General features: G+C 52.8%; 21 protein-coding genes. 4 read left to right on the forward strand and 17 right to left on the reverse strand.

Annotated features, from left to right (window positions below; genetic code table 11):
* Positions 1–590: 590 nt before the first annotated feature.
* The 3 genes from uxuR to uxuA all read right to left on the reverse strand — a co-directional run bounded on the left by uxuR (position 591) and on the right by uxuA (position 4324).
* Positions 591–1364 (reverse strand): Uxu operon transcriptional regulator, encoded by a 774-nt coding sequence (gene uxuR / locus HVZ52_RS19895; RefSeq protein WP_029139754.1) that lies wholly within the window; start codon positions 1362–1364, stop codon positions 591–593.
* 221 nt (positions 1365–1585) lie between these two features.
* The gene (locus HVZ52_RS19900; protein ID WP_181598625.1) at positions 1586–3061 is read right to left on the reverse strand and encodes a fructuronate reductase; all 1476 of its coding nucleotides are present in this window, start codon (positions 3059–3061) and stop codon (positions 1586–1588) included.
* A gap of 78 nt (positions 3062–3139) precedes the next feature.
* Complete coding sequence (uxuA, locus tag HVZ52_RS19905; protein ID WP_016151555.1) at positions 3140–4324, reverse strand: mannonate dehydratase; 1185 nt, start codon at positions 4322–4324, stop codon at positions 3140–3142.
* 260 nt (positions 4325–4584) lie between these two features.
* Here uxuA and gntP point away from each other — a divergent pair, with 260 nt between their 5' ends.
* Complete coding sequence (gntP, locus tag HVZ52_RS19910) at positions 4585–5928, forward strand: gluconate permease GntP (protein ID WP_131405565.1); 1344 nt, start codon at positions 4585–4587, stop codon at positions 5926–5928.
* A gap of 48 nt (positions 5929–5976) precedes the next feature.
* Here gntP and HVZ52_RS19915 read toward each other — a convergent pair whose 3' ends face one another.
* From HVZ52_RS19915 to HVZ52_RS19925, 3 genes are read right to left on the reverse strand one after another with little or no spacing between them, the layout of a single operon-like run.
* Positions 5977–6669, reverse strand: coding sequence for a lactate utilization protein C (locus HVZ52_RS19915; protein WP_016151553.1), 693 nt, complete (start codon positions 6667–6669; stop codon positions 5977–5979).
* Positions 6662–8089 carry a LutB/LldF family L-lactate oxidation iron-sulfur protein gene (locus tag HVZ52_RS19920; RefSeq protein WP_181598626.1) on the reverse strand — a complete coding sequence of 476 codons (1428 nt, stop codon included), beginning with the start codon at positions 8087–8089 and terminating at the stop codon, positions 6662–6664. Before HVZ52_RS19920 ends, HVZ52_RS19915 begins: the two co-directional genes overlap by 8 nt.
* Before the next feature lie 10 nt (positions 8090–8099).
* On the reverse strand, positions 8100–8819 hold the full coding sequence (locus HVZ52_RS19925) for a (Fe-S)-binding protein (protein WP_016155592.1): 720 nt from the start codon (positions 8817–8819) through the stop codon (positions 8100–8102).
* A gap of 580 nt (positions 8820–9399) precedes the next feature.
* On the opposite strand from HVZ52_RS19925, the gene HVZ52_RS19930 reads away from it, so the two are divergent.
* A complete protein-coding gene (locus HVZ52_RS19930; RefSeq protein WP_046275101.1) occupies positions 9400–10953 on the forward strand; it encodes an L-lactate permease in 1554 nt (517 codons plus the stop codon).
* Positions 10954–11423: 470 nt separating this feature from the next.
* Here HVZ52_RS19930 and pdxY read toward each other — a convergent pair whose 3' ends face one another.
* From pdxY to HVZ52_RS19945, 3 genes are all read right to left on the reverse strand, one after another.
* On the reverse strand, positions 11424–12281 hold the full coding sequence (gene pdxY, locus HVZ52_RS19935) for a pyridoxal kinase PdxY (RefSeq protein ID WP_094760964.1): 858 nt from the start codon (positions 12279–12281) through the stop codon (positions 11424–11426).
* An 11-nt stretch (positions 12282–12292) separates the two neighbouring features.
* Positions 12293–13558: an aromatic amino acid transporter gene (locus HVZ52_RS19940; RefSeq protein ID WP_016151548.1), complete on the reverse strand. Its 1266-nt coding sequence runs from the start codon at positions 13556–13558 to the stop codon at positions 12293–12295.
* Positions 13559–13746: 188 nt separating this feature from the next.
* Positions 13747–15117, reverse strand: a complete 1371-nt coding sequence (locus HVZ52_RS19945; protein ID WP_016155590.1) for a tyrosine phenol-lyase — start codon at positions 15115–15117, stop codon at positions 13747–13749.
* Positions 15118–15895: 778 nt separating this feature from the next.
* Between HVZ52_RS19945 and symE the strand changes: the two genes are divergently transcribed.
* Entirely contained in the window at positions 15896–16258 is a 363-nt protein-coding gene (gene symE / locus HVZ52_RS19950; protein ID WP_016155589.1) for an endoribonuclease SymE, read from the forward strand.
* Between the two features lie 62 nt (positions 16259–16320).
* On the opposite strand, the gene tssD is transcribed toward symE, so the two are convergent.
* Genes tssD through HVZ52_RS19965 form a run of 3 tightly spaced genes read right to left on the reverse strand, consistent with a single transcriptional unit; the run spans position 16321 to position 17594 of the window.
* Positions 16321–16806, reverse strand: a complete 486-nt coding sequence (gene tssD, locus HVZ52_RS19955; protein WP_181598627.1) for a type VI secretion system tube protein TssD — start codon at positions 16804–16806, stop codon at positions 16321–16323.
* An 18-nt stretch (positions 16807–16824) separates the two neighbouring features.
* Complete coding sequence (locus HVZ52_RS19960; protein ID WP_016155588.1) at positions 16825–17151, reverse strand: DUF1493 family protein; 327 nt, start codon at positions 17149–17151, stop codon at positions 16825–16827.
* Positions 17145–17594 carry an STM2901 family protein gene (locus HVZ52_RS19965; RefSeq protein ID WP_003830103.1) on the reverse strand — a complete coding sequence of 150 codons (450 nt, stop codon included), beginning with the start codon at positions 17592–17594 and terminating at the stop codon, positions 17145–17147. Before HVZ52_RS19965 ends, HVZ52_RS19960 begins: the two co-directional genes overlap by 7 nt.
* A gap of 258 nt (positions 17595–17852) precedes the next feature.
* Here HVZ52_RS19965 and HVZ52_RS19970 point away from each other — a divergent pair, with 258 nt between their 5' ends.
* On the forward strand, positions 17853–18725 hold the full coding sequence (locus HVZ52_RS19970; RefSeq protein WP_181598628.1) for a phosphorothioated DNA-binding restriction endonuclease: 873 nt from the start codon (positions 17853–17855) through the stop codon (positions 18723–18725).
* Positions 18726–19276: 551 nt separating this feature from the next.
* Here the strand turns inward: HVZ52_RS19970 and HVZ52_RS19975 are convergent.
* Genes HVZ52_RS19975 through HVZ52_RS19995 form a run of 5 tightly spaced genes read right to left on the reverse strand, consistent with a single transcriptional unit; the run spans position 19277 to position 22980 of the window.
* The gene (locus HVZ52_RS19975; RefSeq protein WP_181598629.1) at positions 19277–21610 is read right to left on the reverse strand and encodes a primase-helicase zinc-binding domain-containing protein; all 2334 of its coding nucleotides are present in this window, start codon (positions 21608–21610) and stop codon (positions 19277–19279) included.
* Between the two features lie 14 nt (positions 21611–21624).
* Positions 21625–21945, reverse strand: coding sequence for a DUF5375 domain-containing protein (locus HVZ52_RS19980; RefSeq protein WP_000743144.1), 321 nt, complete (start codon positions 21943–21945; stop codon positions 21625–21627).
* On the reverse strand, positions 21942–22169 hold the full coding sequence (locus tag HVZ52_RS19985) for a hypothetical protein (RefSeq protein WP_001216597.1): 228 nt from the start codon (positions 22167–22169) through the stop codon (positions 21942–21944). The genes HVZ52_RS19980 and HVZ52_RS19985 overlap by 4 nt, the downstream gene beginning before the upstream one ends.
* A complete protein-coding gene (locus HVZ52_RS19990; RefSeq protein WP_181598630.1) occupies positions 22166–22717 on the reverse strand; it encodes a host cell division inhibitor Icd-like protein in 552 nt (183 codons plus the stop codon). The genes HVZ52_RS19985 and HVZ52_RS19990 overlap by 4 nt, the downstream gene beginning before the upstream one ends.
* Entirely contained in the window at positions 22714–22980 is a 267-nt protein-coding gene (locus HVZ52_RS19995) for an AlpA family transcriptional regulator (RefSeq protein WP_000556587.1), read from the reverse strand. Before HVZ52_RS19995 ends, HVZ52_RS19990 begins: the two co-directional genes overlap by 4 nt.
* Between the last annotated feature and the right edge of the window lie 34 nt (positions 22981–23014).

The following is a 23014-nucleotide window of genomic DNA, read 5'->3' on the forward strand; positions in this document are numbered from 1 at the left end:
ACATGTCAACGGCAAAATACAGTGACAATAGTAATGAAACTGTTAATAACGGACAAAAAACTGGAACAGCATTTCAAATGAAAGATAAATTGATTATAGAATAATGTGTAGTTTTAACTTTACATATATTCACTTTTATTCATTTGATTAAAAAAGCCAGAACTATTGACAATAAACATGATCTCAAATCAAAACATCATTACAGCCAATAAGTTACGTGCCGTTATTAATGTCTACATTTCCGTGAAGCGCCTGTTTTTATGCACTGTTATTCCGGGCAGCCTCGCTCTGACCACCGCGGAAATCAGTTTGATTCTCACTTAACACAGGCCCGTTTTGTCTAAAAATAAGCACGGAAAGGTAAAAATAAGGTAAACAATGCATTTTTTCGCATGCAAAAATAAGTTGTTTTTAATTGATATAAATCAATTTTCACCGCGTAACGACGGAGGAAAAATCATCATCTGAGGTGATGGAAACCTTTTTTTACGTGACGTTCATGACGAGAAAAAAGCGTTGTTATGCAATAAACTTTTGTGCTGAAAAGTGTCGCGCGGACTGCAACAGCCCGCATGGGAGAGGAAGGAAAATCAGGCGTTAACTTTATCCAGCGGCCAGGAATCAAACAGATAACCATCAAAGTCGATGTCATCAACATTTGAAAACTCCAGCAGGCGCTGTTTGACGTTTTCCAGATGCTGCCACATTGCCAGCTTGGCTGCGCGGGCATCCTTTTTGATTAATGCCGCCAGGATCTGTTTGTGGTCGCCCATCCACTCTTTACGGTAATGGGTATCGTCAAGGTGGCTATGGAGCTGGATCCACATCGGGTTGTTTTCACGCCACTGCCATGACTGGCGAAACAGCTCCACCAGCATGCTGTTATGCGTGGCTTCGGCTATGGCGAGATGGAACTGCATGTCGCCGCTTTCAGAACCGTTCGCTTCGCTGGAGGCCAGCTCCCGCTCTTCCAGCTGTAACGCCTGGCGCATTTTAACGATATCTTCACGCGTAGCCTGCAGCGCGGCGAATTCGGCGATATTGCTTTCCAGCAGCTGTCGCGCCTGCAGCAGCTCAAACGGGCCCGCGTCATTGCAATGATTGACATCCGTACTGTCGATGGTCTGCGCATCTGCATTGTCGAGTACGTAGATCCCGGCGCCGCGACGCACGTCCACCAGACCTTTAATTTCCAGCATAATTAACGCTTCGCGAACCACCGTGCGAGTGACGTTGAGCATCTCAGCAATTTCACGTTCCGGCGGCAAACGCTCCCCGGGCTGGTACGGCGTCTGGACAATCAGATCGCGGATCATTGCACCCACTTCCTGGTAGGGTCTTTGTTGAGAAGTGTTCGATTTCATCGTGTTATGTCCGTCAGATGCGTCAATTCAGATCCGTAGGCCGGATAAGGCACATGCGCTGCCATCCGGCACCTGCGCCGTTGGCTGATGGCGACGCTGACGCATCTTATCAAGCCTACAAAAAACGTTTTTTCGCCTGAACTATAGCATTTGCGGGAAGCCAAAAACAGAAAACGGGTCAACCAAATCAGCATTTTGATTGACCCGTCATACTTCGGGGATTATGCGTCAGCGCCTAACGCCGCAACGCACTCGCATGCGCCGTGTTCACACAGCTGTTGATACGTCGCGATAATTGTCTCAACAAAATCAGCGTTTTCCGCCAGATCATGGCCAAAAATGCCGCTCAGCCCCAGCAGCGCCGTCACGCGTTCGGCCCCCTGGAACTGTTGGTTAATGCGCTGGAACTCAGCCAGCAAGGGGTCGACAACATCAATGGCCTGCCCCTGTTCATCCACGCCACGGGTGTAGCGCATCCAGCCCGCCACGCCCAGCGCCAGGTGACGCCAGTCGCTGGCGTTTTGCAGATGCAGACGCACCGGATCCAGCAGGCGCTGCGGCAATTTCTGGCTGCCGTCCATCGCAATCTGCCAGGTGCGGTGACGCAGTGATGGGTTGCTGAAACGCTCGATGAGCAGCGTCGCATAGGCGTTAAGATCGGTGCCTTCCGGCATCGACAGCGTCGGCGCTTGCTCCTGCATCATCAGCGCGAACGCCGCTTTGCGGTATGCCGGATTTGTCATGGTATCAGCGATAGTTTCATAGCCGCCGAGATAGCCCAAATACGCGAGGAAAGAGTGGCTGCCGTTGAGCATACGCAGTTTCATCATTTCAAACGGCACCACATCGGCAACGAACTGCGCACCAACGTTGTCCCAGTCAGGGCGACCGTTGACAAAGTTATCTTCGATAACCCACTGACGGAATGGCTCACAGGCGATAGCACACGGATCGTACACGCCCAACTGGTCGGCAATCTCTTGCAACGTTTCTGGCGTCGCCGCCGGAACAATGCGGTCTACCATGGTGCACGGGAAAGTGGCGTTAGCCTCAATCCACTGCGCCAGCTGCGGGTCGCGCGCCTGCGCCAGACCCAGCACCGCGACTTTCGCCACATGACCATTTTCACGCACGTTATCGCAGGACATCACGGTAAAGGCCGCAAGCCCTTGCTCACGACGCAGATGCAGCGCCTGTACGATGTAACCAATCGCCGATTTCGGCGCGCCTGGATTCGCCAAATCGTGTTTAATCAGCGGGTTATTGAGATCTAACTGACCGCTGGCAGCATCAGTGCAGTAGCCTTTTTCCGTGACCGTCAGCGAGACAATTGCCGTCTGCGGGCGCGCCATAGCCTGTAAAATACCATCACAGCCGTCAAGCTCCGGGTGCAACGCTTCTTTCATCGAGCCAATCACTTTCAGCACGGTGTTGTCCGCGCCTTTTTCCGCCACGGTATACAGCAGTTGCTGTTTGCGCAGGTTTTCAATCAGCACGCGGTCGTTACCCGGCATCAGGTTAACTTCACAGATCCCCCAGTCGCTGTCGGTGGTTTCCAGCAGATGATGGGTGTACAGCGCCTGATGCGCGCGGTGAAATGCGCCGCATCCCAGGTGAACAATGCGGGATTGCAGGCGCGAGCTGTCCCATGCAGGGCGAGCAACCGGCAGGTTGCTATTGGCAATTGTCGTTGTCATCGTGAACTCCAGAACCCGTTGAATGACCAACGGAAGAGAAAAGAAAAAGCCGGCCAGACAGGTGACCGGCAACTCGCTTTAGCGGCTAAAGAAAGCGCGCTGGATAGCCATCTCAACGCCACGCACTTCCGCCAGCCCTTTCAGACGACCAATCGCGGAGTAGCCTGGGTTGGTTTTCTTTTTCAGATCGTCAAGCATCTGATGGCCGTGGTCCGGACGCATTGGGATCAGGTCCTCTTTACCCTCGGCTTTACGGCGCTGCTCTTCCTCAACGATCGCTTTCACGACTTCGTACATATCGACGTCGCCGTTAAGATGCGCCGCTTCATGGAAGGTTTTCGGGTTATCTTCACGCAGCGTGGAGCGCAGGTGGGTGAAGTAAATACGTGGGCCAAACTGTTTGATCATGTCGACCAGATCGTTGTCCGCCCGGACGCCGTAGGAGCCGGTGCACATGGTAAAACCGTTCGCCATGCTGTTGACCGTATCGACCATCCATTGCATATCTTCCACGGTGGAAACAATGCGCGGCAGGCCGAGGATTGGGCGCGGCGGATCGTCCGGGTGTACCGCCATCCGCACGCCTGCTTCTTCCGCCACAGGAATAATTGCTTTCAGGAAGACGGCAAAGTTCTCGCGCAGTGCGGCTTTATCGATATCTTTATAACGCGCAAGATGCTGGCGGAACTGGTCAAGCGTATAGCCCTCTTCCGCGCCCGGCAGACCGGCGATGATATTGCGGGTCAGACGCGCTTTGTCTTCATCGCTCATGGTGGCGAAGCGTTCATTCGCCTGAGCAATCTCTTCGGCGGTGTAATCCGCTTCCGCGCCCGAACGTTTGAGGATGTGCAGCTCAAAGGCGGCGAATTCAATCTGGTCAAAACGCAGCGCTTTGGAGCCGTCCGGCAGGACGTATTCCAGGTCGGTACGGGTCCAGTCGAGAACCGGCATGAAGTTGTAGCACACGGTACGAATGCCGCACTGGGCCAGGTTACGCAGGCTTTGCTGGTAGTTGGCGATCCACTGCTGATAGTTACCAGAACGGGTTTTAATGTCTTCGTGGATCGGTACGCTTTCGACGACCGACCAGACCAGGCCCGCCTGCTCAATAATGGCTTTGCGTTTTAGGATCTCATCAACCGTCCACACTTCCCCGTTCGGGATATGGTGCAAGGCGGTGACCACGCCCGTGGCACCCGCCTGACGTACATCCGCTAAGGTGACCGGATCGTTAGGACCATACCAGCGCCATGTCTGTTCCATCTTTTATTCCTCATTTACGTTATGGACTCGACGATATGGCACATAAATTCCTCCTTTTGGTATGGCATGTCAACCTGAAGGAATTAATTGGTTAACCAAATCACGATTTTTGCTGATTAGATCGCCATTTTGCGGCCAGGAAGCGCAGTAAAGATGTAAACATGTAACGCAATGTGACATTCATCGCATCAATGGTTAACCAATACGGATAACATCTCAACCAAAATCATAATAGTTCAACCAATAAAGGTAGACGTTATATGCATGTTCTCAATATTCTGTGGGTCGTATTCGGCATCGGTCTGATGCTGGTGCTCAATCTAAGATTCAAAATAAACTCGATGGTCGCCCTGCTGCTGGCGGCGCTCTCGGTCGGCATGCTGGCGGGTATGGACTTAATGGCGCTGCTGCACACCATGAAATCCGGCTTTGGCAGCACGCTGGGTGAGTTGGCGATTATCGTGGTATTCGGGGCAGTCATCGGTAAGCTGATGGTCGATTCCGGAGCGGCGCATCAGATTGCTCATACGCTGCTGGCGCGACTCGGGCTGCGCTATGTGCAGCTGTCGGTGATCATTATTGGTCTGATTTTCGGCCTGGCGATGTTCTATGAAGTGGCGTTTATTATGCTGGCGCCGCTGGTGATCGTCATTGCCGCAGAAGCGAAGATCCCGTTCCTCAAGCTGGCGATTCCTGCCGTTGCCGCCGCCACCACCGCCCACTCTCTGTTCCCGCCGCAGCCAGGTCCGGTCGCGTTGGTTAACGCCTACGGCGCTGACATGGGTATGGTCTACATCTACGGTATTCTGGTGACTATTCCGAGCGTGATCTGCGCCGGGCTTATCCTGCCGAAGTTCCTCGGCAACCTCGATCGCCCGACGCCGTCATTCATGAAGGCCGACGTACCGGTTGACCAGAACAATCTACCGTCTTTCGGCATCTCTATTCTGGTTCCACTGATCCCGGCGATCATCATGATCTCCACCACCATCGCCAACATCTGGCTGGTGAAAGGAACGCAGGCGTGGGAAGTGGTCAACTTCTTAGGCTCCTCGCCAATTGCGATGTTTATCGCCATGATTGTCGCCTTCGTGCTGTTTGGTACCGCGCGTGGTCACGACATGCAGTGGGTGATGAACGCCTTTGAAAACGCGGTGAAAAGCATCGCCATGGTGATCCTGATCATCGGCGCGGGCGGCGTACTGAAGCAGACCATTATCGATACCGGCATCGGCGATACCATCGGCATGCTGATGTCGCACGGCAATATTTCTCCGTACATCATGGCGTGGTTGATAACCGTGCTTATTCGTCTGGCAACCGGTCAGGGCGTGGTCTCAGCCATGACGGCAGCGGGGATTATCAGCGCAGCCATTCTCGACCCGGCAACCGGTCAACTGGTGGGCGTCGATCCGGCGTTGCTGGTACTGGCGACGGCGGCTGGCTCCAACACCCTGACCCATATCAACGATGCCTCGTTCTGGCTGTTCAAAGGCTACTTTGACCTGTCGGTGAAGGATACGCTGAAAACCTGGGGTCTGCTGGAGCTGGTGAACTCCGTGGTTGGTCTGATTATCGTGTTGATCATCAGCCTGATTGCATAACGTCGATACCGCTCTGGCCGCAGCGCCAGAGCGGTTCTTTCTCCTGCCTTAACAATCCTCAATAATCAGATACACCGCCTTCACCGGGCCATGCACCCCAACCACCTTGATAAGCTCGATATCCGCCGTCGAGCTGGGCCCACTGATAATGTTAATGCACGATGGCATACGCTCACCGGCCTGCGCTTTCTGATGCAGTTTTTCTGCCAGTTGCGCCACGCGCGGCAGGATAGTGCTTTTACGCAGCACGAAAATCGAGGACTCCGGCAACAGGCTCAAAGAACGCCCGCGCTCCGGCGCGGAAAACAGCACCACGCCGCCGGACTCAGTCAGGCCATACTCGGCATACACCACGCCGACTTTCGCCTGCTCGGCCTCGGTAATATTTTCGCTGCCTCGTGCCGGATCCCAGACCACGGCGTTGCATTCCTGCTGCAAGCGTTCGGTGATGCCCAGCGCCACCAGTCGGCTGTCGCCGCTCAGCACTACCGGCTGACCCAATTCTTCACACAGGCGTAGCGCTGCTTCTGCGGCCTGGTCCTCGCGAGTCAGTTCACAGCGGGCCAGCATCACTTCGCTGGCGAACTGGATAAACGCATCGCAGCGCTGCTGCGGGCTAAGTTCGGTCAGGCGCTCGTTGGCATAATTGTTAACCGGCGCGGCATCCGCTTGCGGTTCGAAACGCGGCGGGCGACCCAGCGCCTGGGCGATGGTGTTTAAAAACGCGGTACGGTTATCCATTCTTTTTCTCCTGCGCCTGATGTTTCTTAAACCAGCTGCGGAAGCTCTCGCCGTCAGCATCAGGCAGATCGCGCGCCTCCATCCAGTCACCAATCGCGCCAACCTTGAGCGGGGTTTTCCCGCCATTGATAAACCAGCTTGCCGCATGCGCGCCCGCCATCATCCCCACTTTCCACAGCCCCGGATGACTATTGGCATAAGCGAACATTTTGATCGCCCGTCGCTCAGCTTTCGGGGTAATGCCCTCCTCGGCCATCACCCGACGATGACGCAGGATCTGTTTTGACAGCGGAATACGCACCGGGCAGACGCTGTCGCAGGCCGTGCATAAGGAACAGGCGTACGGCAGGTCTTTAAAATCTTTATAGCCGCCGAGCAGTGGAGAAATCACCGCGCCAATAGGGCCGGGATAGATAGAGCCATAGCCGTGCCCGCCGATGTGGCGGTACGCCGGACAGGTGTTCATACAGGCTCCGCAGCGGATGCAGCGCAGCACATCGCGAAACTCTGAGCCCAGCACCTGCGAGCGACCGTTATCGACAATCACCAGATGGAACTCTTCCGGTCCGTCCACGTTATCCGCCTCACGCGGGCCGGTCAGCCAGGTGTTATAGCCCGTCAGACGAGCGCCCACGGCGCTGCGCGCCAGCATGGTGATCAGCACATCCACATCGGCAAAGGTCGGCGCGATACGCTCCATGCCCATCACCGCAATGTGCGTTTTCGGCAGCGTGGTGCACATGCGCGCGTTGCCTTCGTTGGTCACCAGGCATACTGAACCGGTTTCCGCCACGGCAAAGTTACAGCCGGTAATACCGATTTCGGCACTCAGGAAATCCTCGCGGATCTTCTGGCGAATGAACAAGGTCATGGCTTCCGGGGTTTCCGGGCCGTCATACCCCAGACGCTCGTTCAGCACGCGGCGGATCTGATAGCGATCTTTATGAATAGCCGGCACCACGACGTGCGAAGGTGGATCCTGATCCAATTGCAGGATGTATTCACCGAGATCGGTTTCGATCACCTGGATTCCCGCATCCTGCAGGACATGGTTGACGCCGATCTCCTCGGTCACCATCGACTTGGACTTCACCACCTTCTTCGCGTTTTTGCTGCGCGCGACCTGCAGAATGTAGCCGGTGGCCTCTTCTTTGGTTTTGGCGAAATAGACGTGGCCGCCGTTTTGCGTCACTTTCTCGGAGAGTTGATACAGATAAGCGTCGAGGTTGCTCAGCACGTGATCGCGGATCTGGCTGGCACGATCGCGCCAGTCTTCCCAGTGGCCTAACTCATCGACCATTTTTTGTCGATTTGCGCCAATACGTTCCTGCGCATTGGCCACGGCTTTGCGCATGATCGGATCTTCTATCTGCTGACGAATGCGCAGTTTAAATTCTACATCGCTGGTTTTTATCGACATCTCTTTCCCCTCAGCGGCTCATCAGCACTTCAGCAATATGCATCACTTTGACCGGCTGGCCTTCCCGTTGCAGTCGACCGCCAATGTTCAGCAGGCAACTGACGTCTGCGCCAATCAAATATTCCGGCTGCGCATCCATCAAATGTAAGACTTTCTCTTTCACCATCTCGCCGGATATCTCGGCCATTTTGACCGAGAACGTCCCGCCAAAGCCGCAGCAGGTATCCTGATCGGCAAACGTCAGCAGCTCCAGCCCGCGCACGTTTTTCAGCAGCGTGAGCGGCTCTTCCTTCACCCCCAGCTTTCGAGTCAGGCTACAAGAGGGATGATAGACAGCGCGGCCCTGTAGGCTGGCGCCGACGTCCACCACGCCCAGCTTGTTGACGATAAAGGAGGTGAGATCCTGCATACGCGCGGCGACTTTTTCGGCACGCAGCGCCCATTCCGGTTCATCGGCCAGATACGTCGGATAGCTTTTTACCGCGTAGGTACAGGAGCCTGCTGGCGAGATAATCGGATCGTCGTTGTCTTCCAGGGCGGCGATCAGGTTTTTCATCCCAGGGATCGCCTCTTTGATGTAACCGCTGTTGATGGCTGGCTGACCGCAACACCCTTGCTTCTCGGGGAAATTAACGCGACAACCCAGTTTTTCCAGCAGCAATACGGAGTCTCGTGCCATCCGTGATTTCAGTGCGTCACCAATGCAGGTAACAAAGAAATTTACATTCACAATAACTACTCCATTGCTTCATTTCTGTTTATTGCGCTTGATATCGCGATATCAAGCAAAGGTTCAGCCGTATTTCACGCCCAGTTTTTCTGTTTGCTGTTTTTACTAATACCTGGGTTCATGGTGATGCTCGGGTCGTTTTCCTTTGATGCCGACTCTCCGCTTCTTAAGTCAGGACAGTCGCATATGTCTGTATTTTCATTTGTATGACAAAACCAAATAATCCCCTAATCAACCCCCATATGCAACAACCAGGTTTATTTCTTTCGGTCTCGCTCACATTTTTATATTTAAAACCACAGCGTTATGAACACCTTAAAAACAGTTTCAGGTGCTTACTATTCTCATCACCAGCATTATTAAAAAGGTTATCAAATAACTATTTATAGGTATCCAGCTTACTCTTAAGTATATTTACCTGGCATTGGATTTTAATTAAAAGATTACAATAGTTACAAAACCACAAATCATAATTACTTTATTCACTGAAGCGATTCAGTTTACATACTTTATTAAACCAGCAATGTAGCCTCCCCACCATAAATATAAACCAGGTTTAATGAACCAATCAGGAATAGTAATGAACGAATATTTTATGTTTGCCCTGGCACTCTCTCCTTTACTACTGATGGTATTTTTAATATTGAAATTGAAAATGCCCATCCATTATTCCGTGTTGATCTCTTTGGTATTCACTGCCGCGCTGTCGGCCATATTCTGGGAAATGCCCGTACAGAATCTGAAAGCCGCGATAGGCTATGGCGCCCTGAAGGGGTTATGGCCGATTGTGATTGTGATCCTCGGCGCCATCTTCAGTTATAACGTCATGCAGGCAACCAAAGCGCTGGATATTCTGCGCGATATTCTCGCCAGCATTAGCGAAGATAAGCGTATTCAGGTGCTACTGATTTCATGGTGCTTCGGCGGATTCCTTGAAGCCGCGGCAGGTTATGGCACGGCGGTTGCCATTCCGATCGGCATTCTTATTGCGCTGGGATTCAACCCGCTGAAGGCGGCGATCGCTTCTCTCGTGGCGAATACCGTTCCCACCGCATTCGGCGCGGTCGGGATCCCGGTTTCTATTCTGGCGGAACAGGTTAACCTGCCGGTGTATACCTTAGGCGGAACCATTATTCTGCAGCTCGCGCTGTTTAATATCCTGCTGCCGTTTGTCATTGTCTGCATTATTGGCGGCGGCCTGAAAGCCATTCGTGGCGTATTTCTGATCACGCTGATTTGCGGCATCACCACGCTGGTTCCGCAATATTTTGTCGCCATTCATCTTGGCGCGGAATTGCCCGCCTTTGCCGGTAGCCTGGTCAGCCTGTTTGCCGTGGCGATGGTCAGCCGCCTGCGCAAAGGGAAAACCGATCCCGAGTGGCGCATTGAGGTCAGCCATACCCGCGAAACCACGCCGCGCTCGGCAAAAGTGTTGTTCCGCGTAGGCTCTATCTATCTGTTTATTTTTGTTTTTATCCTACTGTGCTCACCGCTGTTCCCGACGATCAAAGGCGCGGCGTCCCAACTGGCCTCGGTGCTGCATTTCACGCTCGCCAACGGCAACACGCTGGCGCTGAAAGTTGAATGGGTGACCACGCCGGGGATGCTGATCATCTTTGCGACCCTTATCGGCGGTTTTATTCAGGGAGCGTCCGCACGCGGGATGCTGGAAGTGTTTATCAAAACCATTTTCCAGCTTAAAAATTCCATTGTGGCGATTATGGCGATTGTCGCGCTGGCCACGGTAATGGATCTCAGCGGGATTATCTCCACGCTGGCCCAGTCGATTGTCGATCTGACCGGCAGTTCCTACGTCTTCCTCGCCCCGGTGATTGGCGCGCTGGGCACGTTTGTTACCGGCAGCGATACCAACTCGAATATTTTGTTCGGCAAACTGCAAACCATTGCCGCCAGTAAACTGCATATCGATCCCAACTGGCTCGCGGCGGCGAATACTTCTGGTGCAACGGGGGGGAAAATGATTTCGCCGCAGAGTATCGCCATTGCGGTTTCAGCCACCAAAATGGACGGACAGGCCAACCAGATAATGTCTGGCACCATGAAATACTGCTGCGCCTATATTGTGATCCTCGGCCTGAAAGTCGGTCTCTTTTATTACTGGTTTATGGCGTAATCCATTGTCAACCCCGTCAAATTCACGGCAACCGTATTTGACGACCTAGTGACCAAAAAGGTTTACACCGCTTCAGGATCGAAACGAAGCGACTGGCTTTACGATTTGTCGGCGCTGACTAAAATAGCGCCGATGTTTCAAATCGAGGATTGTTGTTATGTTGTTCTGGAAAAAGATGGTGAAGAAGTTCGACGCCTTTTCCGCGTTGATCCCACCACGCTACTTCCGCGTGTAATGCCTGGCGCTAATGCCTGATGGCGCTTCGCTTATCGGGTCTACGTTTCACGCTCATTTGTAGGCCGGATAAGGCGCAAGCGCCGCATCCGGCAGCAGAGAAAATGTTCTCCCCTTTCACTTACGCAGCCCGCACGCTCTTAACACCCTGACCCACAGACGAAGCCATGCAAAACGGTAGATCAGCGGATGCTGAAATCGTAGCAGTGTCAGAAACATAGAGCCTCCTTGCGGCGCTACAGCACCGTTGCCTGATAGCGAATTTGCGGCTCCATTATCTGGTGACGCGCGTCTATCAGCCGCAGTTCATACGAGTCGTGCTCTTTCGTCAGCCGCATCACCGCGTCGACGACACTGGTGGTCCGCTCCAGCGCCTGCTTGTCCTCATAACCGTTGAGCAGTGAAGCCAGCATCACGCTGCAAATCAGATCCCCAACGCCCACCGGCATTTTGGCAAAGGTATACAGCGGCCGGGCGATGTGTAATGTCTGTTCCGCCGTCACCAGCAGCATTTCAAACGCCTGTTTGTCGCGCGAGCAGTCGCCGAGATGTTTCACCAGCACCTTCTTCACGCCCCACGCCACCAACTGCTGCGCCGCTTCCACCACCTCGTCAAAACTACGTAGTTGTCTGCCCGTCAGCACGCTCAGCTCATAGAGATTCGGCCCCATCACATCGGCCAGTTGAATGGCGTCATCGACAAAAAAGGACTCCACGCCCTGCGCGACGATGCAGCCTTTTTGCGGGTCGCCCATCACCGGATCACAAAAATAGAGCGCCTGGGGATTACGCTGGCGAATGGTGGTGACCGCGAGCTTCACCTCTTCGCAATGGCGTTTGTCCCCGAGATACCCGGACAGCACGGCATCGCATTGCGCCAGTTTTTGCAGATCATCCAGCCCGCTGATGATGGCGCTCAGCTCGCCGTGCGGCATCGCCATGCCCTGCCACATCCCGTACTGGGTGTGGTTGGAAAACTGTACGGTGTAAAACGGCCAGACATCGATCCCCGAGAGCTGCATCGGCAACACGGCGGCTTTATTTCCGGCATAGCCATAAACGACTGACGACTGAACAGACAACACGTTTTTCATTTTGACTCCGTCTAGCGAAACGTTGGCAGCAGACCAAATACGTCCAGAACAACCGTCAGATAGACAACCGCCCCACAGACAATGACCAGATTGAGCACGGTGTTATTACACGGCGCGGTATAGCTGGCGGTAGGGAAACGTTTCCGCGCCGCTTTCACCAGGAACGGCGGCAGGATCACGCTCCAGATGGTAAAGGCCAGACCGGCGTAACCAATGGCGTGGACAAACCCGTTCGGGAAGAAGAAGCACACGGCGGCTGGCGGGAAGTAGGTCACCAGCGCGGTTTTCAGGCGACCCATGCCGTCATCCGGGAAGTGAAACAGGTCGGCGATGTAATCGAACAGGCCAAGCGTCGCCGCCAGCAGGGAACTGGCTACCGCAAAGTTGCCGAAGAAGGTCAGGATCAGATCCATATAACGGCTGGTGAACAGCCCGCTGATAGCCTCGACAAACACGTCGATATTGCCGCCTTTGGCGATAATCGGTGGGAATGAGGAACGGCTGATGTTGCCCATCGTGACGCCCAGCCAGAAAATATACAGCAGCAGGGCAAACAGCGTGCCGATGATAATCGAACGCGTAATATTTGAGATCCCGCTCGTGCCATACAGCTTAACCAGGCTCGGCACGTTACCGTGAAAACCAAACGAGATAATGCAGAACGGCAACGTCATCAGGATATACGGCAGGTACTGCGAATTGGGCAGCGCCACCGCCACGCTGTCGACGAGTTTCGCCACTTCGATATGACCCACCAGGCCAGAGAAGGTGGCAAAGAACGCGATAAACTTACCGATAATCAACACGGTAGTAATACGTCCAACCAACAAGGAGCTGTACCAGGCAATCGCCCCGACCAGCATACTGACGATCACCACCGAGATATTCGCCGGAAAGCGCACGCCGCTGTATTTGAACACGGTTTGCGCCATCACCGCCGACGAACCAGAGATATAGGCATAGGTCAGAATATACAGCACAAAGCCGAAAGCGATACCGACCACAATATTCCACTTTCGACCTAATAAATCCTGAGTAAAGGTATTAAAACTGGCACCGGCGCCATAATGCAGATTAACTTCGACCAGCATCAGACCGGTTAATAACATCATGATGGCGATAAACAGAAGAATAACTGACGCACCGGGGAACCATACGCCAGCCATCGCAATCGGCAGGGAAAACATCCCTCCACCCACTACGGTCGCGATAACCAACATGGTTCCGCTAATCAGTCCGGGGGTACTACTCTGTCGCTCAATGGCATTAATATCCATGATAAATGTTCCTGTAGACTATTCGTTATAATTACAGCTGTCATTTGTACATCATGCGGATAATAAAAATGTCGGAGTCAGGGTTTACTTTTGTAGTTATGTCACGGTAACGGGCACCGCAAAGGCTTCCTGTTCATGGAAAAGAAATACAAAAAAGCCCCATCCTGAGATGGGGCCATAATTATTATTTAGATATAGTCAAAGCGTGCAGTAAAGAAACGGAGCTGCTTCGGCTCGTAAATAAACTTCAGCCCGCGAATATCTTCTTTGTGCTGGTAAAGTTTAATAATACCGTCAGCCACCACATCCATATGCGCGTAAGTATAAACGCGGCGTGGAATAGTCAGACGCACGGTTTCCAGTTTCGGCCTGTGGTGTTCACCGGTCACGTTATTACGGCCCGCAGAGATAATTCCGCGCTCCATACTACGTACGCCGGTTTCCACATAGATACTGGCAGCCAGGCTTTGCGCCGGGAACTCGTCCTGCGTCAGATGCTCGCAGAAGCGACGCGCATCAAGGAATACCGCATGACCGCCCACCGGTTCAACAATCGGTACACCCGCGGCTTTCAGCTTGTCGCCCAGATAGCGAACCTGCTTCACGCGGTGCTCGATGTACTCATACTGCATGGCTTCGCGCAGACCAATCGCCATGGCTTCCATGTCGCGTCCGGCCAGGCCGCCGTAGGATGGCATGCCTTCGTAGACAACGACTAACTCTTTGGCAGAAGAGAACATTTCGTCATCGTTCATGCACAGGAAGCCGCCGATGTTCACCAGACAGTCTTTTTTACCACTCATGGTACAACCGTCGGCGTAGCTGAACATCTCATGCACGATCTCTGCGATGCTCTTGTTCTCAAAGCCCTGCTCTTGCTCTTTGATAAAGTAGGCGTTTTCTACGCAGCGGGTAGCGTCGTAGAACACTTTAATGCCGTGTGCTGCAGTCAGTTCACGCACCGCGCGCATGTTAGCCATGGAGACCGGCTGCCCGCCTGCGAGGTTAACCGTGACTGCCAGGCAAATATAGGCAATATTCTCGGCGCCTTTTTCATCAATCAGTTTTTGTAATTTTTTAAGATCGATATCACCTTTAAAAGCAATATTCAGACCGGCATCGTGCGCTTCGTCACGAACGATATCGACAAACACCGCACCATTTTTTTCCTGGTGATAACGGGTGGTAGTAAAATACATATTCCCGGCAACATATTGCCCCGGTTTAATTGCCAGCTGCGATAACAGGTTTTCTGCGCCGCGCCCCTGGTGAGTAGGAACAATATGTTTAAAGCCAAACAGTTCCTGAACGGTTCTTTCCAGATGATAGAAGTTTTCGCTGCCCGCGTAGGCTTCATCACCCATCATCATTCCGGCCCACTGCTTGTCGCTCATTGCGTTAGTGCCACTGTCTGTCAGCAGGTCAATATAAATATCTTTCGAATTTAACAGGAAAGTATTGTATCCCGCTTCCTGCATTTTCTTAAGGCGTTCATCACGCGGGATCATAGATACAGTTTCAACGCTTTTAATACGGAAGGGTTCTGCCGGATAATTCATTTTGTTTCTCCAGTAACAGTGGTCATGTACGTATTAATGTGAAGTAAAGCATACCTGGTTCATCAATAAAGTCTGATGAAATATAACTATTCGCCTCCTGAGTCAGGGGGAGAAATAATGTGGAGGCACTATGCAAGATTTAATTGATTATGGAAATAGCCTGGTCAACATTAATCACTGGCAATAATTTAAAAAGCTGTAAATGTAGGTGATGCAAATCACACGTCATTTTTTTACCCGTTCATATTCAACAAGTTTTTTTTTGCGTGTTGATTTGCCATTTGCGATGGTGCCCCCGTGGAGAGGGGAAATACTGAAAACTTAACTTTCCAGTCTATGCTCATACTGTATTGCTGAATGAGTACACCCCATTTTGTGAGAGTCGGATCACTTCACGGGTTTATATTTGTGATTCACATCACTAAAAGTGTAAAGCAAAGTGTACAAAACGGTGTTGTTTCAGAGTTTGCTATTTGCTTCAGTGAGTTAGATCTCATTTTTGGTCTGATACAGATGGGCGTTATTTTCTGGAAATGGCAGGTATCAGGAGGATGGGACAGGAATGAATTTATACGGTGAATAATACTATGTTTATTGGGATAGAGAGGATTTCTATTTATTCCGAAAGCGTGCTAATCGCGCTTATTTCATGTTATTTACATCTGGACTTCCCGCCAATTACTGGGGTAATTTACAGGGGTTTTATTAGCGCGATGCGAAGGTGCGCCAACACCTCCGCATCGCTAATCACAGTAACTATTATCGAGGAATAGCGACCATGACTGATACGCATTGTATTGCAGTTTCATTTGATCCAGAAGTGTACGTCGCAGATAACCGTTGCCTGAAGGTGGGTTATGCGAGCGGTTATCCTGATTACAGCCGTTTGCCGGTGAAGTATGTCCAGTTTCCGTCCATCGTGATGAAGGGCCAGTGGCTTAAAGCCGCCGGATTCGACACCGGCACCCGCGTCGATGTGCGCGTCATGCAAGGCTGCATTGTGTTAACCGCCCGCACGCCCGAACCCGAAGAGTCAGAACTGATGAAATCCCTGCGCGCCGTGGAAAAGCTCTCCGCGCGTAAGCAAAAGCAGGTGCTGGAGTTTATCGGGGTGATTGCGGGGAAAGGGTCGAAGGGGTGAGAATGTGATGGTAATTGAGGCGCCGAAGGGCGCCTTTTTTGGGGTATTACGCCACTTTTGCTTTATGCCGTAGTGCGTTCGTTCCAGGCGTCGGTATATTGAATATTGCCATCTACGATACACCAGGTGATTTTTTCATAGCGCAGTTGTACGCTTTCCAAATGTCCGGTTCCCGTTACCGTACGTGTGTCATGCACGATTGGTGTCACTGATACAACTTTTACACCTTCAAGCAGGGTATTAAAGTATTCCACTTCCTGGCCTGCGTCGTTTATGTGATAGAACTTTAGTTCCGCACTTTGAAGTGTCTGACCTGTCGCAACTGCTTTGTAAAGGTATGGGCTGGAGGAATCGATCTCTTTGTCAAAAAGAAATGGGCCATGTTGGCGTGTGCCGGTTAGCTTTCCAGTGGCACCATCGGTTGGAATGCTAAGGTTATGTGTTAAACTACGTAACTCAATACTGCCTTCACGTCCCTGGACATCCGAGCCTCCACGAATCATCGCGCCACCATCGTCTTTTAAAAATAAATGAACGGGTACAGCCATTTTCAACACTCCTTGTAATCAATCATATAACCAGCGGCCTGCTCTGGCTGATTCTGCGAACATACGCACAGTAAGCGGTTTTGACACTTGCTTGATGGGTTCTTTGGTAAACCATTTTCGATAGACCGATTCTCTTTCCCACGGGTAATAGGCCTCGAAATCAATCACAGAAACATCAACGTTATATTTCTCTCCAAAATCATCAATGGCATACGGTAATTCATCCCATTCAGCGTAACCTTGCAGCGGCGTATCAAGTTCAATCGGGATAGGCTTGAAAGTAAACGTTACCGCGAGAGATAACTCTCCCCGAAAAAATTCTAATACCTCGTTATCCGTCACCATACGCGATCTTCCTCTCTGGCAATGGTGTTGTAGGTATTCACCGTTTTATAGACAATTTGGGCGACATCACTTGCGAGTAATGCCCAACCAATCACAGGAATTGTTCGTCCAACGAATGCCCCCAGATTGTTAGTCATCATTGGTTTTAAATATTTGATACTGGCATTGGTGATGGTAGGAAGCCTGACGGACAATGTTACGTTAAGAAACTCACGAGAATATTTGGAGGCAATTGATGTGCCTTGTGTTGCCCCATATGGTTTACCCCGTGTTTTCAGCAATGGTAACCCAAGAATGATACATGACATTGTTACCACATCTTTAATTCCCCCAAATTGTTCATCAATTTTGTCGAGAAAAATCCAGAAAAATAGCTCACCTGCAGAAATGTTACAGACCCCTTTATAAAAGTATGTTCCGTTGAGTTCCTCTACTGTGTCCATCAGAGATCCTTCGATATGCAATAATTTGCATACTTATCGTACTCCTGCGTACCCTGGTGGGGGAACGGTAACTGCCGTGGCGTATGTGTTTTTCAGAAAACATAAAAGTGATGTCGTTGATGTCAGACAACATGCCACGCATAGTGCTTTATCAAATTGATACCAATAAGTGACGTCGATAGCGCATCAACCCGTCTTTGCTTGATCAGGTGATATTTTGCGAGCATCATCGCAATTATTTACCTGATAATGAAATCAATGACTTCCAGTAAAACCCTGCAACAGGCAATTGCCGACATCACCATCTGGCGTAAAGGCGAGCAGCGTGCGCCGCACAAACCTTTGCTGCTGCTTCATGTGCTGGCGGGTTATCAGCAGGGTCACGGTCGCCTGTTTGACTACGGTTCGGAGGTTCGCGACCCGTTGCATAGCCTGCTGGAACGATTTGGACCACAGCGCGCGCAGTACCGCCCGGATATGCCCTTCTGGCGCTTACAGGGCGATGGGTTCTGGGAGCTACAAAACGCCGAGCAGTGCTCAACATCCGGCAGCAGTAAACAGCCCCCTGCCGGAGAACTGGTGACGCATAACGTTGCCGGAGGCTTTGATGAACAACATTTTGCCCTGCTGAAAAAGAACAAGAACCTCATCAACGCCCTGGCCCAGCAAATCCTCGAAGCGCACTTCACCGAAAGCATTCAAGAAGAAATCGCGGATGAACTGGGGTTTGATATCCTGCAAATCCGCAAACAGCGGGACCCGTTGTTCCGCCAGCAGGTTCTGCGTGCTTATAACTATGAATGCGCCATTTGTGGCTTCAATATGCGCCACGACAGCACTTCAGTTGCGCTTGAAGCGGCCCATATCAAATGGAAACAGCATGGTGGCCCGTGCGAGATTTCAAACGGCCTGGCGCTGTGTGCAATCCACCATAAAGCCTTTGATAAAGGTTCGATTGGGCTGGATGAGAGTATGCGGGTTCAGGTGTCACCCGCAGTGAATGGCAGCGGTATGGTGGGCAGACTGTTCTGGGATTTCGACGGTAAATCGATAGCGCTGCCTATGATGCGCGAGAATTATCCAAAAGAAGGGTTTGTAGAGTGGCACAGGAAGGAGGTGTTTAGAGGGTGAGGGTGAGTGCGAAGGCCGGACTCAAAACATCACTCAACCAAATGAAAAACAACAAAAAAATTTCACAAACAATGACATATGCCCCCATTTGTGCCCCCAACCATTTTTTCACCCCGCTTCACCCTAGCTATCTGATATGACTCACTAAATAAGTGTTAAAGCTTCTTTTCGGTTAGGATCCGTCACTCGGAACCTAACCGGGACAAGAGCGCCATAAAAAAGTTTTTTTTGCATTTAACTGTTCACACTGTTCACCTCGGTTATTTATCATTTTATATCATGTTGTTAGGTGGTGATGAGTTGGTGAAGAGTGAACAGTCGACTCTTCACCTTTATGATTTTTGATCGTCTGGATGTGTCCGGTCAGGTGATGCGCGGGGGGGATAAAAAGTTTTTTTGGGTTTTACTGTTCACTCTGTTCACCTCTGGTTTTTTATCAATAATTTCAAAATGATATAGGGTGAATATACGGTGAAGGGTGAACAGTGGATTGTTCACCTTGTCGCTATGGCCAGAAAGGAAAAGACCGGCTGTTGCCGGTCTGAGTAAGGTTATGTTGCTGCGGGGTCGTCGCACTTCGGCAGCCAGTCGCCGTAGCTTTCCTCTTTCAGCGACAGATTGGTCTGTATCCCCTGCTTGGTGTGCCGCTTCTCATAATTCAGGCCGTACTCTTTCAGCATCATGGGCAGCCCGAGCCCGAACATTTTCAGGCTGAGCACGTTTCTGTATCCGTTGGCCTCCATATAGGCCAGATACGCGTGATAGAGATATTTACGATAATTCCGCGGGATGATGCTGGCATTCCCCATAAACATCCCGCTGGTCTGCGGGAGCATTTCCAGATAGCCGCAAAAATCAAATGTCGGGTCAGCATCGCGCTTAATGCTGAGCGCCTCGTCGGAGTTCTGCTGCGACTGGAGCAGTGCGCGCGCGGTCATCGGGTCGCTGAATTTCTGCATAAGCTGGCGCACGATGACGGCCAGCTCGCGCGCAATTTTATCCCTGAGCTGCGGGTCTCGTTCCTCCGGGGCAATCTGCTCCGGGAAATGAATAATCACCCGGCGACGGGAGACGCCGCCGCTGCGGTCGGTGAAGCGCATCGGGTTATTGTTCACGGCCAGAATCACCGCCGGAATATGTGTTGAATACGGGTTCTGGTATTTTGGGTCAACCGAGACCGCATCGCCGCCGGTGATGGCCTTAAGCCCTGCGCCGTCACCGCTCCATTTTTCCTGGTCTGGCAGACGGATTAGCGAGAAGCCAATCAGGGATGCACGTTTGCGCGGGTCTTCCAGTGTGTCGATATCGGCTGACGTGGCATTATCTTCCCCGGCAAGCAGGGTCGCGATTTCAGCCAGAATACTTTTGCCACTCCCGCCGGGACCGGTCACTTCGAGAAAGAGCTGCCAGTCGTAACGGTTCGCCAGCACCATAAACAGCGCGGCCAGAATCACGTCGCGTTTTTGTGGATTTTTACCGGCTGCACGGTCGAGCCAGCGCCAGAAGTTCGGCGCGTGAGTCTCCAGCGTTTCCCCGTCCACCGGTGGGGTAAAATCCACGTCGCACAGCGTGCGCAGCCAGTGCGATTTACTGTGCGGGCTGAACAGGCCGCTCTGGGTATCGAGTACCCCGTTACGAAAGCCAATCAGACGACGCGCCGGTGTATCCTGCTGCGGAATAATCAGTTTCAGGGTCTCCACCACCGAGGCAATTTTCCCGGACGAGAACGGCGCGCGCAGACGCTGGAATAAGTCAGCCACATTCCGTGAAAAAGTGGCGGCAGGGATATTTTTCCAGATGCCGTTTTCATAGCGGGACAGGAGCTGGCCGTTCGCATCCACCGCCAGCGCTTCGCCGTAATGCTCATGGATCCGCAAAGCCTTGTCGCTGGCGCTCATGGCGGTAAATTCCGCCTCGCTCATGGTATCAAACGGACTTTGTGCCGGTGGCCGGATGGCGTCATAAATAGTTTTGCGCGTGGCTTCCTCGCCGTACTGTATAAACGCATCATTCCAGTCACCGAACACCGGCGGCAGGGCAACAACACCCTCACAGGCGTCTGCGGCCGCAGCGGCTTTGTTCTGGCCGTCGCCGCTCAGGTCACGGTCGGCGGCGAGGACAATCTGACAGGCCGGGTGTTTCTGACGGGCAAGGCTCGCCAGAGAAAGGAGGTTCACGGAGGACAGCGCCACCATGACGGTTTCCCCGGTCAGGTGATGCACGGTGAGTGCGGTCGCATAACCCTCCGCAATCCACAGGCGTTTTCCGGCCTGTTTTTTCCCTTCGATGACATAACATGCCCCTTTGACCTGACCGCCTTTCAGGGTGCGTTTGAGACCGTCAGCATTGATAAGCTGAAGGTTAACCAGTGCGCCGGTATCGTCATACAGCGGGACAACCACATCCCCGGCGCGGAACGTCACGCCGCCGGTTTTATGCATGGCGGTGAGCGTCAGACATTCCAGAACGGGGAAACCCTTGCGGGTGAGGTAGGCGTTGCCGGTGGCCGGTCGGGTTTTCTCCATGAGCCTGACGGCCAGCGTGGCCGCCGCTTTGCGGTCGGCATCGGTTTCAGCCTCTGCGGCCGCAGTCACCGCCGGGGCAACCGGCGACAGATTGCCGGTCACGGCGTTTATCTTTCCGGCAGCCACTGATGGGGTCACGCCAAACACTTTCTCTACCAGCTTAAGCCCGTCACCTGCGCCACACTGATTGCAGAACCACGTCCCGCGCCCCTCTTTATCGTCAAAGCGGAAACGGTCAGAGCCGCCACACACCGGGCAGGACTGATGGCGGTTTTTAATGACCTTCACACCCAGCGCAGGGAGAATGCGCGGCCAGTGGCCGCACGCCTGTTTTACCGTTTCTGTTACGTTCATTTTCATGGTTGTTTTCTCCCTCAGTGCAGTACTGGTGCGGTGATATGACGGGCGCAAAGCTCATCCATCACGGCCAGCCCGAGAAAGGACAGCGACGGGGCGGCTTTGAGTGGTCCGGCTTCCATTAAATCTTCCAGCAGAGCACAGGCAATCTGGCGGCCTTTTTCCTCGCCGTGCTGGCGCAGGTAGAAGCCCTCCAGCTCGGCGGCAATGGCGCTTTCCAGCGCGTCGAGGGTGAGGTGCGGGTAGCGGTGCTGGCGTTCGCACAGGGTCAGCCATGCACAGGCCACGGCGCGACGATACAGCGCGGCGCGTAATGCGGGCGGTAATGGCTTTTTCATACGTTACCCTCCCCGGTCAGCCACTGCTGATTGCAGCGTTCGACCACACCGTCGAGCTGGGCGGTCATGAGGTAAATTACGGAGGTGAGCTGTAAGTGCTGCGCCGGGTCACGACGAACGGTGGCGCAGTCCTGCACCTGCATCAGGTCGCCGACGAGCTGGCCGACGTTGCGCATATGCTCCAGACATTCGAGGTCACGGGCGGTAATAGTGGTGTGTCTCATGCGCGCACCTCCGCAACCGGCAGGCGGCCAGCAAACGAGAGGACGTAATCGCGAACGAGAGAAAGGCGTGCGGCGTGCTCATCACCGGCAACGGTGCGGAGCATACAGATACGGGGTTTACGGTCTGCGCGACGAACGGCGGCAAACACAAAGACAAACTGCGGATGTGACGGGGTGAGGGTCGTAGCCATAAGGGCAACCTCCATTGAGTAACGGTTATCGCCACCACCGGAGCTGCAAATCTCATGGGTGGTGGCCCGGACGGGGTTTGCAGTACCGGCCTCAATGGATACCGGCCAGCCCGAAGGCTGCCCCGCCCGGGTCACCATTATCTGACAGGAGCCACGGTGTAAACACCACAGCCCGAAAAATGGGTGTGCCTGAGCTACGACGTAAAAAAAGACGCATGGCGCGTCCGGTGTCGCCATTGAGTTACACGGGCTGCAAATCCCGGCTGCCGATTTTGCGACAGCGGAAAAACTATACCTGGAAACGGCGAAAAGAAGCAAGCCAGAAAAAGGGGCTGTTTGCTGAACGGTCATCATCATGCGTCATAGCCCCGGTTGCGTTCGGCAATGCGATCCGCCATCCATGCAGTGATTTCAGACTGCGCCCACGCCACGTTTTTTCCACCGAGGGAAATTTGTTTCGGGAAGGCTTCCCGGCTGATGAGGTCGTAAATGGTCGAGCGGGACAGACCGCACAGATGCATCACTTCGGGCAGACGGATAAAGCGCTCGTGAACGGTATCAGAAACCGGCATCAGCGGGGCGGCAGGGGCAGAAGACGGGGAAGAAAAAGCGGTGTGCATCGGGCTACCTCACAAAGTCCATACAGTGCCGGTC

The sequence above is a fragment of the Citrobacter sp. RHB36-C18 genome (assembly GCF_013814485.1).
In the GTDB taxonomy this organism is placed as follows: Bacteria; Pseudomonadota; Gammaproteobacteria; order Enterobacterales; family Enterobacteriaceae; genus Citrobacter; species Citrobacter braakii.